This window comes from Ktedonobacter sp. SOSP1-52 (assembly GCF_016587395.1).
The window spans coordinates 52,368-67,808 of sequence record NZ_BNJH01000004.1 but is presented as its reverse complement, the minus strand read 5'-3'; the positions used below and the strand labels follow the sequence as shown (position 1 = coordinate 67,808).

The following is a 15,441-nucleotide window of genomic DNA, read 5'->3' as shown; positions in this document are numbered from 1 at the left end:
TTACTAAATCCTCATGTATCCTGAGTAGGAGAATGCACGTTTATCTTTGTAATAAAGCGCGATTGGTTGAGGAGAGAGAGGGGAAGCGCACATCTAGAAGAGAAGAGGTGCTGTATGCTAACGCGAACCCTTACGCTTAAGACGCTCCTGCGTTCGCTGGGAGTGATATGTCTTCTTTTAAGCTTGTATTGGACTGTGCGCATTGTCATGGCAAACGCGGGTTTGTTGCGGGTGAGCATTCCTATTGTCGTGCAGGATATCCTGTGGTGGCGCGACACTATGCTGGGCGATTGGATGACCGGCGTTCCCTTTGGGGGCGTTCTTATTTATCTAGGGATAGGGATTGGCTTACTGGGCATCAGTTCCGAGCGCCCGCGCCTGGCATTCTGGTTGCTCCAGGTCGCCGTCTGGTGTGTCGGGATCAACCTGCTCTACCAAACGCCGGGGAAGCGGGTAACCTACGCATGGGGACATCTACTAGCGCTTGTGGTGCCAGTCAATATGTTCTGGGGGATCGTCACCCTGGCAATCTCACTGTTATTGTTCATCGGTTACATCCCTTTGACGCGGTTCTTGCGACGTGTATATACGCATGCGCATGCGCAGGTGTACCTGGAAAGTGGTAGCAACGGCTAGGATTCGGTGAACGTTTCTCCATTGTAGATGTATGCCTTCGTAGATATAATAGGGGAAACAGGTTACAGCTATTTTAGTGTTTTGCGTTTGTATAAGTAAGGAATGCGTATTTCTATGTTACGGCGATTCTTGCGCTATCGGTCTGTGTGGTGTGGTCTAGGGGTGGTCTGCCTGGTGCTGGGAATACTCGGAGCGATAAACGTCGTGCTGGCGCGTTCGGCCCTGCCTTCGGTGAGTTTCTCCTGGATTCTGTCAGATCTTCTCTGGTGGCCGGGGTATATCCATGGCCTGGGCTTTGGAGGCGTGCTGACGTATATCGGTATCGGCATCTTCCTGCTAGGCATAAGCTCTGGACGTGGGCGTGTGGCATACTGGTGCCTCCAGGCTGCGATCTGGTGCGCGGGTCTGAACACCTGGTACCAGCATGCGGGAAGCTGGGGACCCGGCGCCCTGGATATTATCATGCCAACAAATCTGCTTGGATGTGTGATAACTCTTGCCTGCTCGCTTGCGCTCCTGGCTGCATATGTCCCCATAACGCGCCTATTTAGACGTCTCCTGGAGGTAAACTCGGCCGAGAAGGACCTTGAAGCGGCTAAGACCACGGCAGAGGCTTAGCTTTCTGAATAGTCTCGCGATCTTTATGTATCGCTGCTCGCCAGTAGATGCGTCAGGATTGCGGGATTATTTTGGGCGCGCTCGATAAAGGTGTCTACTTGCTGCTGACTTAGGGTCCCGTTGTTGACCTCGGGTTGCAGGTTGCTATGGAGTGTATCACTGATCAGTTGCTGTAACTGCGTGGTTGAGACACCATGATTGCTGGCGACCTGCGCGATATCTTCTCCACCTTGCAACTCCTGGATCAGGCCCTCTGGCGAGGTATGCAGGTCGTTGGCCATCTGTGTGCGTATGGAAGAGAGATGCTGGCGTAGCACGAGCGGCATGGAGTGGCCTGGAAGAAATGGACTCTGTCCACCTGTATTGTTTGCCGCGTGCGGAAGACCGGGAAATTGTATGATGCCTGGGTGTTGTGCCCCGTTGGGATGTGGATAGAGGCTATTGAGCCTCGGTATGAAGGCAAGCGTGACGACCGCTACCAGGATGAGAGCTGCCACCAGGGCCGCTGTGGTGATATAGAGCCATTTGCGCATGTGCTGTTTGGCTCTCCTGGGCTGCGGCTGCCAGTAGGGATAGCGAGCGTACTCCTGGTAAGGGGGAAACGTGGGGTGAGTGGCATAGGGGTCTTGCGCGGTCACAAAGGAACCTTCCTGGTCTGGGTGAGGATAGACTGTCTGGGTCTGCTCGCTATAGTAATTGCGTTGATAAGGGTTCAGGCTGGCGTGTGGCAGCGTTGAAGCGGGAAACGGCGCCTGGTGGTCCTGGTATATTGCCTCTTCATGTGGCTCAGAATATCTTTGTGGCTGGTGTGGATTATGACTGTGCGGTTGCTGCTCCATGAGACGACTCTTCTCCTCTAGGTAGATGCCTGTTCTTCTTTAGTATAAATCTGAGCCGTATTGAATTATTTGAGTGTATGTAGTCACAAAAAAGAGACCGGAACAGCTCCGGTCTCTCGCGTGAAAAAGGTTACTAAGGAAGGGGTGGCAAAGGAAGTGCGTTATTTGGTCTTTTTGCCCTTCCCAACGTGATTGATCACCATCTTGAGGTAGTTGGGGTGCTTGCCCATGGCGGTTGTGAATTGGTCAACCTCGCTCTGGGTGAGCTGCCCCTTGCTGACGCCCTGTTTGAGCACGGTCGTCACGGCATCTTGAACATCTTTTTGCAGGTTCTGCTCAGAGACACCCTGAGCCTTGGCGATATCGACCAGTGTCTTGCCGGATTTGATATCGTTGGTGAGCTGGTCTGAGGTCAGTTTCAGATCTTTCGCGAGTGCGTTTACCAGGTCAGTGCGATGCTGTACCAGGTACTGGCGAACGGCTGAGGATTGTGCGCCCTTCCCGTTGTAGCCGCACCACTGGTGCTTGCCCAGGTTCTGCTTGAGTTTATCTGCCTGAGCCTGGGTGATTTTCCCATCTTTCACCATCTGGTCCAGGATATCCGACGCGCTCTGCTGGTGTGCGTTCTTGAGTTGATCAACAGAGATGTTCAGGCGCTTGGCCATATCTTGCTGAAACTGCTGGCAATATGTAGCATCGCTGGTAGTCGTAGTTGCGCTCTGGTTGATAATGCTACTGGCGAATGCCGATAGTGGTGTAAAGAAGAACGCGCCAAAGAGAGCCGCGACTATAAGGGCCAGGCTCCCCAGGCCGACAAAGATTGTTTTCTTCATGATTTAAACCTCTTTTTTGGATAGCCTATGTATATCTACTTTGCTATTTATCAGCAGTTCTCAGCGTCTGCGACGCTTTACAGGGTGGTATGGGATGTGTGTGGTATGGCATTGCCTGCGGCAATGCCATACCACACACATCCCATACCACCAACAAGTTGATACATGCATATTCTATGACGCAAAGGTGAACAAAATCTCTTGTGGGTTTCAAGATTTGCTCAAGATTGCACGTGGGCGGATAAAAAGGCCTTTTTTTCTGTTGAGGCTATGCTAAGATACTGTGTAAAGCGAAAGAATTATGGTGGCTATTGCCTGGTGGGTTTTGGAGTAAAGAGCCATGGCGCAGAAAATTCTGATCATTGAAGATGAAGAAGGTATTATCCATTTACTCAACCTCTATCTAAAGGATGCGGGCTACCTGACCATTGTCGCGCGCGATGGCGCCGACGGCTTGGCATTGCATGCTCGTGAGCACCCCGACCTGGTGGTCCTGGATATTATGTTGCCCGCCATCGATGGCTTTGAGGTCTGTCGGCGCATCCGGGCCTGGTCACAGACTCCCATTCTGATGTTGACTGCGCGCAGCGCTGAGGACGACCGCATCAATGGTCTTGAATTGGGCGCGGACGACTACTTGCTAAAACCATTTAGCCCGCGTGAGCTGGTCAGTCGTGTGCGCGCCATACTACGCCGTATCCCATCGAGCCAGGAGGCTACGCCTGCTTCTAAGGCGACGAAAGAGGATGAGAAGTCGGTTCTGCGTTTCCCAGGACTCTCGGTTGATCTGCTGGCACGGCGAGTGGAGGTGCAGGGGCATGAGGTCGCGTTGACACCAACCGAGTTCGATCTCCTGGCCTTGATGGCCCAATCGCCCGACCGCGTCTTTACACGCGAGATATTGATGAACAAGGTTTGGGGCTATGACTATCTGGGCGATGGACATACCATCGATGTGCATATTAGCGCTTTACGTAAGAAGATTGAGGCGGGAGAGCAGCAGCGCTACATCAAGACGGTGTGGCGTGTAGGCTATCGCTTTGAGATAAAGGGTGCTCGTTAGAACAAAGAGCGTGCTTGTTTGAGTAGTACCGGGAGAGAGCGATGACGCAGAAACGTATGCGCTGGTGGCAGAGTATTCGCTGGCGCCTGGCCCTGGGATCGGTAGGGGTGATGGTGTTGGCGATGATCCTGTTGGTGGCAACGGCGATTCTGGCTATACTTTACTACTATGATAGTGACCAGAAAACGCAGTTGAATGAGCTATCGGAGACCCGTGCCCAACAGATTGGGCGTGAATATAGTCATCAACTCAGTATTGGCGAGACCAGCGCCGCCGCCCTACAAAAAGCTTCTGTGATGACGCTACCAGCCGCACCCTTGAAGAACTTACAAGACCAGGCCTTTGTGAATGTGGTGTTGGGAGCAAACAATCGAATCGCCTATCCTACACAGTCAAAAGTCTCATCCAAACAACTGATGCGTACCGCGCAGATACGTGCCATCTATGCCTTTATTACCAAGTACCTGGATCCTAGCCAGAAGGGTAGCGACATTACCCAGTTCCGCAATGACCTTGCCCTGGCGCAGAATGGTGACACCGTCACAGATACTCTGGGTAATAGATGGGTATTTATTATTCGCCCAATCTTCGCCGATGGGGACTCGCACCACGAGGTTGTGGGTGTGCTTTTTGTCGCCCCCCGTTCGACTGTGGAGCGTTCCTTACCACAATATATTTCAAATGTGGGAAGCGTAGTACTGCTAGCCCTGGTAGTGGTGGCTCTGCTGGCAGCGCTAGGGGCCATCCTCTTCGCGCGTACGATTACGCGCCCGCTGGAAAAAATGACGGTCGCGACACGCCAGATGGCCGTAGGCGACTATAATGTCCGCGTACAGGGGCAGGCGATGGGCGAACTAGGCGAGCTGGCAACTACATTTAATGAAATGGCCTCTCAGTTGCACCAGGACGTGGAGACCCTGCGCGAGCAGGAGCTCTGGCGCCGCGAGCTGATCATGAATATTACCCATGATCTGGCGACACCACTCACCGCCATCGCGGGCCTGGGCGAGGCGCTGGTCGATGGCATTAACCAGAGCCGCGAGGATTACGAGGCGACGGGGCGTATCATTGTACGCGAAACGCTACGCCTGCGGCGCCTGGTGAAGGACTTGCATGTCATGGCCAAGGTAGAGGCGGGGGCCCTCCACCCACAGCGCACCTCGCTACGGATGGCGGCCCTGGTCGATGAGGCGATAGCGGTCCTGGCCCCCGAATTTGAGCGTGTGGATGTGGAACCGTTGAATAATATCTCCTTTGAACTTCCCCAGGTCGAGGCGGATGCGGATATGATCACGCGTGTTGTCTCCAATCTCTGTGACAATGCGCTCCAGCATACGCCATCAGGAGGGCAGGTCGTGGTCGATGCCCAGGTGCGGGGAGCCGAGTTGCTGATCTCAGTCACCGATACTGGTAAGGGCATCCCCCCTGAGTTGCTTGCGCGCATCTTCGAACGCTTCTATCGCATCGATGGTTCACGCCAGGTACAGGGAGGCGGGGGAAGTGGCCTGGGGCTTTCTATTGTGCGTGCGATTGTCGAGGCCCATGGAGGGCGTGTCTGGGCCGAGAACGCCCCTGGCATGGGGGCGCGCATTATCTTTACCTTGCCCCTGGTAGCCGCTGGCCAGCCCTCCTTTGCCGACGCCACTACGCAACCCCTCCAGAAAATTGGCCTGCTGGCAACATCCCAATCTGGTGCTCTTCCCTCAGAGAACTAGCTGGCAAAATGCACGTTGATACTTGCCGCACATAGTTCGTGAAGTGTAGTATGGTGCGCTCTGGCAGCCTGCGGCTGCCAGAGCGCACCATACTACACTTCACGGCGAGCGCCACAGGCGCGAGAAGTCAAGCTAAAAACGCGTACATCGAACTCGCTGGACGCACAATGATATACTGTGAAAAGCCCATGTTATGGCATATGTTTGTGTGTCGATTAGTTTCAGGATAAAGTATGACGACGCCCATTTCTACTGAGTATGAGGGGAAACTGTCGGCGGGATTGGCGCGCCTGGCCCGTGTGATCAATACCGAAAGTGAGCCTGAGCCTATCTACGAGGCGATTCTGCGCGAGGCACAGTCCCTGGTAGCTTGTGAACAGGCTCATTTGTATATCTATAGTTATGGCCTTGATGGACAGGCGCACCCTTCGTTTCTGGCGACCCTGGCGGTTGCCGAGAGCACTACCAACGCTCCATCGGTCAGAGTTGAGGCCTTATCAGCCGAGCGGGCAGCGTGTCTGATGGCTGAAGAAGAGCTTCTGGCACGAGCGGTAGCACTGAGGGAACCCGTGACCGGCCTGGTGAAGGGAAGCCAGGAGAAGACGCTCGGCGTCTTCCCTTTAGAGGCACGTGGACGGCTTCAAGGCTTGCTGGCCTTGAGGTACACTTGGTGCCTGGTAGACGATGAGATCACTGTGGGTGCGCGCCTGGGGGAATTGGCCGCCACGGCGCTCGCGCTTCTCGCCTCGCAGCGACACCAGCAAGAGGGTGAGGTACGCTTCCTCTCCAGGCTCGCGCATGAGTTACGCTCTCCCTTGAACGCGATAAATGGATACCTGGATCTCTCGTTAAGTGGAGTAGGTGGCGAGTTAAGCGAGCAGCAGCGTGAGTTTATGCAACGTGCGCGTGTAGGAAGTGAATATTTATATGCTTTGCTTGAGGATCTACTCCTGCTGGGGCGCGCGAACACTGGCCAATTGCGGCTTCGCAAACAGGTAACACACCTTTCCGAGCTAGTGATGAATGCGCTTGAAGATCTGGAGTTGACGCTTGAAGATGCGGAGATCCAGGTTAGCGCACAGCTGGCGGCGGATCTGCCGCCTATATATGCCGATCCCATCCGTCTTCAGCAGGTCCTACGCAACTTTTTCTCCTATCTCGTGGCACAGGCCCGACCCCAAGATCAGTTGCTTCTGCTAGCCTCTGTGGAGGCTGAGGGCGAAACACCAATTGAGGGAGATAGACCAGAGGAAATTGGGCGCTGGCTGCACCTGGAATTAGAGGGTCCACTGGGAGATCACCAGGAGACCCAGGAGAGTGAGAAGGGGGTTCTCGCTTCCGAAACGCTACGTGCCCTCGCCATTGCTCGCTTGATTATAGAGCAGCATGGTGGCGTCTTGACTCAGGAGGAGCGCGCTGGAGGGCGATGCGCGTTGGTGGCGCGCCTACCCATCGTCTTATCCTGAGCGAGGATGTGCTTGATCCCTCATGCCTGCGGTGCTCGTTATGTTTGGTAGTGTGATGCGGATTGGCAGCCACAGGCTGCCAATCCGCATCACACTACCATGTCTGATTGCTATGGGGAGAGGATTTATAATAGAGGTGAAGGGAAATTTGAGGGCGTGAATTGGCACGTTTTCGTTATTGGGTAGACAAAAGGCGAAAGAGGAGAGGTTGCTGGAGAAACCCTTGACGCGTGGTATTTCGCGTGTTATTCTCAAGTTATCCCATCGTGTTTCTTGGCAGCAGCAAATGCCAGGAAAAATGCGCGGTACTGTACTTGCTTTTCATCAGGAGAAGGAGACCGACTGTGGGTATGCTAAGGATCATGTCTCGTCGTGGTGATGATCGCATCATGTGGGACCCCAAAAAAGTTGAAGCGAATGATCCCGAAGCGTTGGCTGCCGTACATGAGGCGGAACGCATCTTCGAAGAAGCGCGTGTACGTGGCGCAACTGCATTCAAAGTTGTCGAGTCAGGTCCTGTAGAGCGTATTGATAAGTTTGACCATACCGCAGAGCAGATCGTTCTCGTGCCGCGTGTCGTCGGTGGGTGAGGAGAGAACTGCTTATGTTGGAAACGCTGAGTTTGTTTCTCGGCATCTGGCTGCTGTTTCTCCTACTAGCGATCTATTACCTGTCGCAGTCGCCTGACGGACGGGTGGGACGTTTACGCGAGACAGTAAGCGAGCACCTCTCGGCTGAGAGCAGAGCGAAGGCCCTGCTCCAGGAGATGCTCTCAGAGGGCCAGTATCAACAGCTCATAAAATGTGGCTATCTCGAGGTATCGAGTCCTTCGTATGATAGCCGCATTTACCGTATACCTGGCTCCGGCGGTCTGGTAAAGGTCTATGAGCGAGGCTGTGCGGTTATGGAGTTGTGTTTGCAGCCAACTGAACCCCTCCCCGATGGCGATGTCGTGGTAATGCACAAACTGATGATTGAAGCGAACGAAGAGGAGTATCTGCAAAAAGCCAATCATTTTGCGCCTGGCATTATCTCTCTGCGATGCCAGCACCTCTAGCGCATTTCAAGGAGTGGGGAGATAGCTCTAAGTAAAGAGGAGGGATGGGCATGTGGCGGGGCAATTGCCCCGCCACATGCCCATCCCTCCTCTTTACTTATATTAAATATTCTTGCTAAACTTTGTAAAACAGAATACGTATATAGATTGAGAGAAACAACAAAGGCTTTAGTAGCGATTTTTATTTTATTGGCTTAAGTGCAATTTTATGAAAATAGGTGCGTTGGCATAAAGTAAAAAGCCCTCAAAGATTGGTCAGGGAGGAAACTGCCAGGTATGACTGAATGTCCAAATTGTAAAGCACCTGTGCGTGAGGGAATACGTTTCTGTAGCGCATGTGGTCAACGGTTGCAAACGCAATCCTCTACCTCAGATGCGCCCACTGTCCCTGCTTCTGGCGGATTTTCCACCGTCGCTCATACGTTATTGTCGGGTATGCGGCTACAGGGCGGGCGTTATCTCGTCAAGAAAGTGCTGGGCGAGGGAGGCATGGGGGCAGCAGTCCAGGCGACGGACAATCGCCTGGACGATAAACCGGTCGTGATTAAAGAGCTTATTTCAGATTCGACGGATGATGCCCGCTTCCAGGATGACGTGCGCAATTTCAAGCGCGAAGTGGCGATGCTTGCGCATATAGATCATCCGCTTATTCCCAATGTGACCGATCACTTTCAAGAGGGATCGCGCTATTTTATGGTTCAGGAGTATGTGGAAGGGGAGACACTGGAGGAACGGATTACGCGTCTGAACCAGCCATTGAAAGAGCGCGATGTCTTGATTTATGCGTTGGAGGTGCTGGATGTGCTCGATTACCTGAGCCAACAGACGCCCCCCATCGTGCATCGCGACATCAAGCCTGCCAACATCATAATCGGGAGTAAAGATAAGAAGGCGCACCTGGTCGATTTCGGCATCGCACGCGCGGAGGTGATGCGTAACGCCCAGCGTAAGCAAACGACCGCGCTGGGAACACCTGGGTATGCACCTCCAGAGCAGTATCAGGGGAACGCCGATCCTCGTTCTGATCTGTATGCTTTGGGGGCTACGCTACACCATTTGCTCACAAATCGCGATCCCCGGCACTACGCGCCGTTTAGCTATCCGCCTGTACGAACCCTGAATCCACAGCTCTCGCCTGATATTGAGCGCGTATTGGCGCGGGCGCTGCTCAACGATATGACGCAGCGCTACCAGAGCGCCACGGCGCTGCGTCAGGACTTTGTCTCGATTCTACAGCAACGCTTTGGCGTCTCGGATAGCCTGGGGCATTATGGTGCAACCTCTTCAAGTTCGTTGCCTGCCTACTCCGCGCCTACTACGGTAGGTACACCGCCAGTGGGGCAGAGCGCTTCTGGTGCGATTCCACCGACAGTACGCATGGCACCGCAGGGTGGCACAAGTGTCACTCCGCCTGTCCTGCCACCTGTGCCACCTGTATATGGCCCTTCCCCCTATACGCCACAACTATTAGCAACGCCAGGCTGGACGGGTTCACAGCAGCAGCCCCGTCGTCGCCAGCCCTGGTGGCTTTTCTTGTTGCTCCTCTTGCTTGTCTGCCTCTTGATTGGTGGGGGTGTGTTTTTCTACCAGGGCTTGCTACAGGGTAAACATACAACCAAGGAGCCGAATAAAGCTGGTTTGGGCGTGACGCAAATAGGCAATGAATTGATTGGTGTGAGCGATGGAAGCTATAGCTTTGATACGGGGCGGGCCAATGGGAGCTTGATGACGCAGGCCGCGGAGCGTTATCGTCAGGGGGATATTGGTGGCGCGACCTCTCTCTGGAGCCAGGCATCGACGCAAGTTACTTCAGATGCCGAGCCGTTGATCTACCTGGAGAACCAGCGCGTCGCGACGGTCCCCCATATTACCTTGATTGTCGCGACTATGCTCTCGGGTGATGGCTCATCGGTGGGAGCGGGCCGTGATAACCTCCAGGGGGCCTACCTGGCGCAAAAGGAGTTTAATGATGGCGCTAAGCTGAGCGGGGGCCTCAAGGTGCGGCTACTTATTGCGAACTCTGGCAGTAAATCGACGTATATTAATCAGGTAATCGAGCGTATCAAGAACATCGTGGCAAGCGACAAGACGGTGGTTGGAGTCATGGGCTGGCCCTTTAGCTCGCGCGCGGTCGGCGGTGCGCAGCTATTGGGTGAGGCGCATATCCCTCTCCTCTCACCGACGGCAACCAGTGACCAGCTCACCGGGATCTCGCCCTATTTCTTTCGCGTTGCCCCGACGAACAAGGCGGAGGCTATCGCGGGTGCAAGGTATGTAGCGAACACGCTGCACGCGAAGAGCGTGGCGGTGTTTGTAGATGTGGCTGAATCCTATAGTCAGAGCCTGGCACAAGACTTTGAGCGCCAGTGGCAAAGTGATGGCAATAAACTTGCTACCGAGGCACGGTATACTACTGGCGACGGAGCATCGATCATAAAGGCTTTGCCAGGGGTGCTGGCGACACATCCCGATGTGATCTACTTCGCGGGACACTCGGCTGATGTGAACGTTCTCCTGCTGAATCTGCCTGCGGGAAATATCCAGGTTATGGGTGGCGATGCGCTCTATGAGCTTAATGGCTATACCTCTAGCGCGCGTGCTGGCTTTAACCGGCTGCGCTTTACCGCGCTGGCCTACCCGGATGAGTGGTCGGTGCTTGGCAAGGGAGATCAGGCCCCAGGCTTCTTCGCGGCTTATAGCGCGACGTATAATCCCAGCCGCAATCCCCCACCGTCAGTCTATGGGTATACACGTCCAACCAGCGATGTTATGCTCTCATATGATGCGATGACGGCGCTGCTGAAGGGGGCGGAGAATATCTTGAAGACGGGCAAGACGCAGATCACGCCAGCTGACCTGAAGAATGGCCTGGCCCAGATCAGTGGCTCTCATGCCTTTCAAGGCGTAAGTGGACAGATCAGCTTTGGCCCTAGCGGTGATCCGGTGGATAAGGCCGTTGTGATTTTGCATGTTTCAAATGATGGTTATATTCAGATGGAGAGTGGAGTCGAGGGGCGTTTCTCTCTTCAATAGGAGAGAGGAGCCTCTCTGCCCTTAAGCAGTGATAAGGCCTCTTCATTTGACGCTGAGGGCAAGTTTGCGTGTATTATGTATATATTATCGTTCCAGGTCGTGGTGATGCGGAGGAGAAGATATTTCAAGATTGTATTCAAGCAAGATCATCACAGGACGTTCTTATTACAGCTCGCGGGAGCAGTAAATGCCCCGCGTTCATTTGCAAAGTGGTAGGCAGAATTCCATGAAATGTCCTTTTTGTGGTACGGATAATGTTCCCGGCGAAAGTTTTTGTAGCAATTGTGGCGGCTACCTCGACTCCTCCGCACCCAGTTCTGTGAGTAGTGGAGGGATGTCGAACACCGCGACGATTGTCAGTACTGCCCCTACGACAGGTGGCGGTCTGGCAAGCTCTGGTTCCCTCATCCCCAACGCGAGGCTCCAGAATGGCCGCTATGTCGTCGAGCAGGTTCTGGGGAGTGGTGGTATGGGGACCGCTGTCCTGGCGAAAGATATACGCGTCTCTAATAAGCGTGTCGTCATCAAAGAGCTGGTCTCCGATAGTAAAGACCCGGTGCAATTCCAGGAAGATGTACGCAACTTTGAGCGTGAAGTAGATACCCTGGCCAATCTCGACCATCCATTGATCCCCACCGTGACAGATAGCTTTCAGGAGGGGACGCGCTACTTCATGGTTCAGGAGTATGCGCCTGGCGAGAATCTAGAGACGCATATCGACCGACTGGGCAAGGCCATACCTGAACGCGAGGTTCTGACCTATGCCGTGCAGGTGTTGGATATTCTGGATTACCTGGGGCAGCAGACGCCGCCAATTGTGCATCGCGATATCAAGCCCGCCAATATCATTATTGGCAGCAAGGATAAGCGCGCCCACCTGGTGGACTTTGGTATTGCGCGCGCCGACGCGGCGAAAAACGCGAAAAAACAAACCGCGGCCCTGGGAACGCCGGGATATGCTCCACCTGAGCAGTATCAGGGGAAAGCCGATGCGCGCTCAGACCTCTATGCCCTGGCGGCGACCATGCACCATCTCTTAACGAACCGCGATCCGCGCAATTATGGCCCCTTTAGCTATCCGCTTGCGCGGTCGGTCAACCCGCAGGTCTCGCCCGAGACGGAGCAGTTGCTAACAAAGGCCTTGATAATTGATCCGTCCAAGCGTTTTCAGAGCGCTGCCGAGATGCGCCAGCACATTGAGCAAATCTTGCGCGACCGCTTTAACATGACGCCTGACACGAGCATGTATATGTTCTCGACGTCGGGTTCGATGACCATGCCCGCGGTGAGCACGACGCCCGCGCCTGCAACACCTCCGCCACCTCCTGTCCAAAATCGTGGACAGCAGCAGGGGGCGCAGCCTACGTTTCCACCGCCCAGGGCGGTGCCTCCTCCTCCACGGCGTCGCTCTGGAAGTGGCTTGGGGCGTGGGATGGCTATCCTGGTTGGAGTGGTGGTCTTGATTCTGCTGGTCATCTTTATCACGCCCTTTCTCTTTAAAGGGAGTTCACCCAACACGTCAACGAATAGCCCCGCAGCTTCGCCAGTCGCGACACAGCCTGCTAATATCCAGTCCAATGGCATCGGTGTGCAGCAAATTAACAACGAACTTATCGGCTTAAGCGATGGCACGGTGGCCTTCGATACCAACCGACCCGATGGTAATTTGAAAGTAGAGGCCGCCCAGAAACTGAAGAGTGGGGACTCATCGACGGCCCAGTCATTGCTGCATTCGGCACTGGCTCAGGACACCAATGATGCCGAGGCCTTGATCTACCTGGAGAACCAGCACGTTGTAACCTCGGGCGCGCCCTATGTGACGCTCGTGATTGGCGCGACCCTGACGGGGCAGAATAAAGATGCCGTCCAGGCTGGTCGTGACGCCTTGCAGGGCGCGTATGTGGCACAGAAGGAGTTTAACGCCAATAATGGCGCGAAACTCAATGGGACGTTGGTGCGCGTGTTGATCGCCAACGCAGGCTCCTCCTCAACGAATGTCGCTCAGGCGGCCAGGCAAATTGTGCAATTCTCGCAAACGGATAAGACCCTGATCGGGGTCATGGGATGGCCCTACAGCGGTTACGCTCAGAACGCGATTGGCGTCTTGAGCACAGCAAAAATTCCCATGCTCTCGTCCACCGCTTCGAGCAATGACCTGACGGGGGCATCGCCCTACTTCTTCCGCGTCGCTCCACCCGATAGTGTGCAGGGACAGGTGGGAGCGCAGTATGCGCTGAATAAGTTGCAGGCGAAGAATGTGGCGGTCTTCGAGGACCAGGGCGATGCCTATAGCCGTAGTCTCGCCGATGCCTTCACACAAGCATACCAGAAGCTCAATGGCAACGTGATGGGTCCCTATCAGTATACCAAAGGCGACCAGGCATCAGTGACCTCGCAACTCCAGAAACTAGCCAATGAGTCGACGGTACCTGATGTGATCTACTTCTCAGGCTACTCAGGCGACGTGGCCTTGCTGATGAACCAGATCGCGGCTAATAGTAAATTTGCCAATACCAAGATCCTGGGTGGAGATGCCCTCTATAACCTGGGAGGATACTCCAGTAGCAGTCGCGCTGGCTTTAACCGCCTGCGTTTTACGGCCTTTGCCTATCCCGATGAGTGGGATGTGCTAGGCTATGGTGGACAGAAGCCAGGCTTCTTTAACGAGTATGGCGCTGATTTCGACCCAAATCAACAGCATAAGGGATCGCCCTACGGCTTTACACGCCCATCGTATAACGTTATGCTGGGCTATGATGCGACGCTCGCATTGATCAAGGCGGCAGGGAATGTAGTAAGTACGGGTAAGAAAACCTTCTCTGGCGATGATATACGCCAGGCATTGCTCAACATCAATGATGGCAACGCTGTCCAGGGCGTGAGCGGACAAGTTTCACTGGGCCAGGATGGTAACCCGGTCGACAAGGTGGTGCTGATCCTCTATGTCGATGAGCAAGGCTATATCCACATGGAAAACCAGCCTGGGGCGGGCAAGTTCCTGGCAAATTCATAGTAGAGCCTCTATAAAAAAGTAGCGTTACGCGGTACGGGCATTCGTCCGTACCGCGTAACGCTACTTTTTTATTTAAGTGAGCTTATCGCTTTTTCTGCAAAGAGGCTGAGAGGCGTTGGATGATCTCTGCCTGCTCCAGGCCTTCAATCTCAACAATCTTTTGCCGCCCGGTTGCTCCGCGTATAAGCGTGATGGCGCGTTTGGGCAGCGATAGTGTCTCTGCAAGCAGTGCGATCAAGGCGGCATTGGCTGCCCCATCCACCGGGGGAGCGGTGAGACGCGCCTTGATCGCTCCCTCTTCCCATTCAAGTGTATTTCTGTTGCTGCGGGGAATAACCCGAACTGGCACCTGCATAGAGTGGACCTTCCCGACCGTCGCGCTTACCAGTTGGGGGGAAGCGCCTGTAGCAACAGGATTTGGATGATATAGAGCAAGAACCAGGCCAGGATGAACGAGATGTCGAACATCCCAATAGGTTTGACATAGCGGCGAATAGGCACAATAAAGGGATCGGTCACCTTGACGAAGAAGCGGATGAAGGCGTTGCGCTCATCGAGGCCGAACCACGAGGCGACAGCGCGTATCAGCATCGAGAGGAGCAGAAAGCCGATGCCATATTGGACGATGATGTTAAGAATGGGAAAAGGTAACATATACTATTTACTCCTGAACTGTACGAACATCGATCAGCGTGAAGCCCATTACCTGGCGACGAGTAATGCTTGTCACACGCACACCCTGTAACTCGGGTAGCGTTGTGAAGTGGCGTTGGACATATTCACCAACCGGACGGGCGGCGGCCCAGCCAGCAAGTGAGGAGACCGCGGCGGTTGCCAGGCGCGTGCGGCGTTCGCTGGCGGCCATACCAAGCAGGGTTCCCAGGGTGACCAGCGAGATGCCTACAGAGAGATTGGTTCCGCAATTGGGATGGATTGCTAACTCTTTCTCGCCCGCTTGCAGGCGATGCAGGGCCTCATCAGCCGCGCGGCGAAGCTCTCCAAGGTCGACATCACCAAAGACGATGAAGCCATTAGGATTGGAATGGGCGGCCACGTTTAGCTCAGGAATGCGCTGGCTCAGGATGGTAATAGTCGCATGCTCAAGGGCATGATTCTGGCGTGTACGACGACTAAACAATATACTCTCAAAGTTCACTGCGAGCCTCCT

14 protein-coding genes are annotated in these 15,441 nt (G+C 54.4%); 9 read left to right on the top strand and 5 right to left on the bottom strand.

Annotated features, from left to right (window positions below; genetic code table 11):
* The first annotated feature begins 114 nt into the window (after positions 1-114).
* Positions 115-636 carry a hypothetical protein gene (locus JMJ16_RS35465; protein ID WP_201389362.1) on the top strand — a complete coding sequence of 174 codons (522 nt, stop codon included), beginning with the start codon at positions 115-117 and terminating at the stop codon, positions 634-636.
* Between the two features lie 114 nt (positions 637-750).
* Positions 751-1,254: a hypothetical protein gene (locus JMJ16_RS35460; protein WP_201389360.1), complete on the top strand. Its 504-nt coding sequence runs from the start codon at positions 751-753 to the stop codon at positions 1,252-1,254.
* A 23-nt stretch (positions 1,255-1,277) separates the two neighbouring features.
* Here the strand turns inward: JMJ16_RS35460 and JMJ16_RS35455 are convergent, their stop codons facing one another.
* Positions 1,278-2,093, bottom strand: a complete 816-nt coding sequence (locus tag JMJ16_RS35455) for a hypothetical protein (protein WP_201389359.1) — start codon at positions 2,091-2,093, stop codon at positions 1,278-1,280.
* A gap of 161 nt (positions 2,094-2,254) precedes the next feature.
* Positions 2,255-2,926 (bottom strand): hypothetical protein, encoded by a 672-nt coding sequence (locus JMJ16_RS35450; protein ID WP_201389358.1) that lies wholly within the window; start codon positions 2,924-2,926, stop codon positions 2,255-2,257.
* A 340-nt stretch (positions 2,927-3,266) separates the two neighbouring features.
* Between JMJ16_RS35450 and JMJ16_RS35445 the strand changes: the two genes are divergently transcribed.
* From JMJ16_RS35445 to JMJ16_RS35415, 7 genes are all read left to right on the top strand, one after another.
* On the top strand, positions 3,267-3,989 hold the full coding sequence (locus JMJ16_RS35445) for a response regulator transcription factor (protein ID WP_201389357.1): 723 nt from the start codon (positions 3,267-3,269) through the stop codon (positions 3,987-3,989).
* Positions 3,990-4,030: 41 nt separating this feature from the next.
* Positions 4,031-5,704 (top strand): HAMP domain-containing sensor histidine kinase, encoded by a 1,674-nt coding sequence (locus JMJ16_RS35440; RefSeq protein ID WP_201389356.1) that lies wholly within the window; start codon positions 4,031-4,033, stop codon positions 5,702-5,704.
* Between the two features lie 233 nt (positions 5,705-5,937).
* A complete protein-coding gene (locus tag JMJ16_RS35435; protein ID WP_201389355.1) occupies positions 5,938-7,170 on the top strand; it encodes a sensor histidine kinase KdpD in 1,233 nt (410 codons plus the stop codon).
* Positions 7,171-7,520: 350 nt separating this feature from the next.
* Complete coding sequence (locus tag JMJ16_RS35430) at positions 7,521-7,760, top strand: hypothetical protein (protein WP_236037995.1); 240 nt, start codon at positions 7,521-7,523, stop codon at positions 7,758-7,760.
* 14 nt (positions 7,761-7,774) lie between these two features.
* The gene (locus tag JMJ16_RS35425; RefSeq protein WP_201370794.1) at positions 7,775-8,227 is read left to right on the top strand and encodes a hypothetical protein; all 453 of its coding nucleotides are present in this window, start codon (positions 7,775-7,777) and stop codon (positions 8,225-8,227) included.
* Positions 8,228-8,503: 276 nt separating this feature from the next.
* The gene (locus JMJ16_RS35420; protein WP_201389354.1) at positions 8,504-11,260 is read left to right on the top strand and encodes an ABC transporter substrate-binding protein; all 2,757 of its coding nucleotides are present in this window, start codon (positions 8,504-8,506) and stop codon (positions 11,258-11,260) included.
* A gap of 226 nt (positions 11,261-11,486) precedes the next feature.
* A complete protein-coding gene (locus JMJ16_RS35415) occupies positions 11,487-14,273 on the top strand; it encodes an ABC transporter substrate-binding protein (protein ID WP_201389353.1) in 2,787 nt (928 codons plus the stop codon).
* A gap of 82 nt (positions 14,274-14,355) precedes the next feature.
* On the opposite strand, the gene JMJ16_RS35410 is transcribed toward JMJ16_RS35415, so the two are convergent.
* Genes JMJ16_RS35410 through JMJ16_RS35400 form a run of 3 tightly spaced genes read right to left on the bottom strand, consistent with a single transcriptional unit; the run spans position 14,356 to position 15,429 of the window.
* The gene (locus JMJ16_RS35410) at positions 14,356-14,628 is read right to left on the bottom strand and encodes a DUF167 domain-containing protein (RefSeq protein ID WP_201389352.1); all 273 of its coding nucleotides are present in this window, start codon (positions 14,626-14,628) and stop codon (positions 14,356-14,358) included.
* Between the two features lie 26 nt (positions 14,629-14,654).
* Positions 14,655-14,927, bottom strand: coding sequence for a YggT family protein (locus JMJ16_RS35405; RefSeq protein WP_007907793.1), 273 nt, complete (start codon positions 14,925-14,927; stop codon positions 14,655-14,657).
* Between the two features lie 7 nt (positions 14,928-14,934).
* Complete coding sequence (locus JMJ16_RS35400; protein ID WP_007907791.1) at positions 14,935-15,429, bottom strand: DUF6391 domain-containing protein; 495 nt, start codon at positions 15,427-15,429, stop codon at positions 14,935-14,937.
* Positions 15,430-15,441: the final 12 nt, after the last annotated feature.

Excerpts from the sequence above, each read along its gene's own strand:
- JMJ16_RS35415 (WP_201389353.1), top strand. The coding sequence starts at position 11,487 with ATGAAATGTCCTTTTTGTGGTACGGATAATGTTCCCGGCGAAAGTTTT.
- JMJ16_RS35445 (WP_201389357.1), top strand. The coding sequence starts at position 3,267 with ATGGCGCAGAAAATTCTGATCATTGAAGATGAAGAAGGTATTATCCAT.
- JMJ16_RS35420 (WP_201389354.1), top strand. The coding sequence starts at position 8,504 with ATGACTGAATGTCCAAATTGTAAAGCACCTGTGCGTGAGGGAATACGT.
- JMJ16_RS35440 (WP_201389356.1), top strand. The coding sequence starts at position 4,031 with ATGACGCAGAAACGTATGCGCTGGTGGCAGAGTATTCGCTGGCGCCTG.
- JMJ16_RS35405 (WP_007907793.1), bottom strand. The coding sequence starts at position 14,927 with ATGTTACCTTTTCCCATTCTTAACATCATCGTCCAATATGGCATCGGC.
- JMJ16_RS35455 (WP_201389359.1), bottom strand. The coding sequence starts at position 2,093 with ATGGAGCAGCAACCGCACAGTCATAATCCACACCAGCCACAAAGATAT.
- JMJ16_RS35460 (WP_201389360.1), top strand. The coding sequence starts at position 751 with ATGTTACGGCGATTCTTGCGCTATCGGTCTGTGTGGTGTGGTCTAGGG.
- JMJ16_RS35425 (WP_201370794.1), top strand. The coding sequence starts at position 7,775 with ATGTTGGAAACGCTGAGTTTGTTTCTCGGCATCTGGCTGCTGTTTCTC.
- JMJ16_RS35435 (WP_201389355.1), top strand. The coding sequence starts at position 5,938 with ATGACGACGCCCATTTCTACTGAGTATGAGGGGAAACTGTCGGCGGGA.
- JMJ16_RS35410 (WP_201389352.1), bottom strand. The coding sequence starts at position 14,628 with ATGCAGGTGCCAGTTCGGGTTATTCCCCGCAGCAACAGAAATACACTT.
- JMJ16_RS35465 (WP_201389362.1), top strand. The coding sequence starts at position 115 with ATGCTAACGCGAACCCTTACGCTTAAGACGCTCCTGCGTTCGCTGGGA.
- JMJ16_RS35430 (WP_236037995.1), top strand. The coding sequence starts at position 7,521 with ATGCTAAGGATCATGTCTCGTCGTGGTGATGATCGCATCATGTGGGAC.
- JMJ16_RS35450 (WP_201389358.1), bottom strand. The coding sequence starts at position 2,926 with ATGAAGAAAACAATCTTTGTCGGCCTGGGGAGCCTGGCCCTTATAGTC.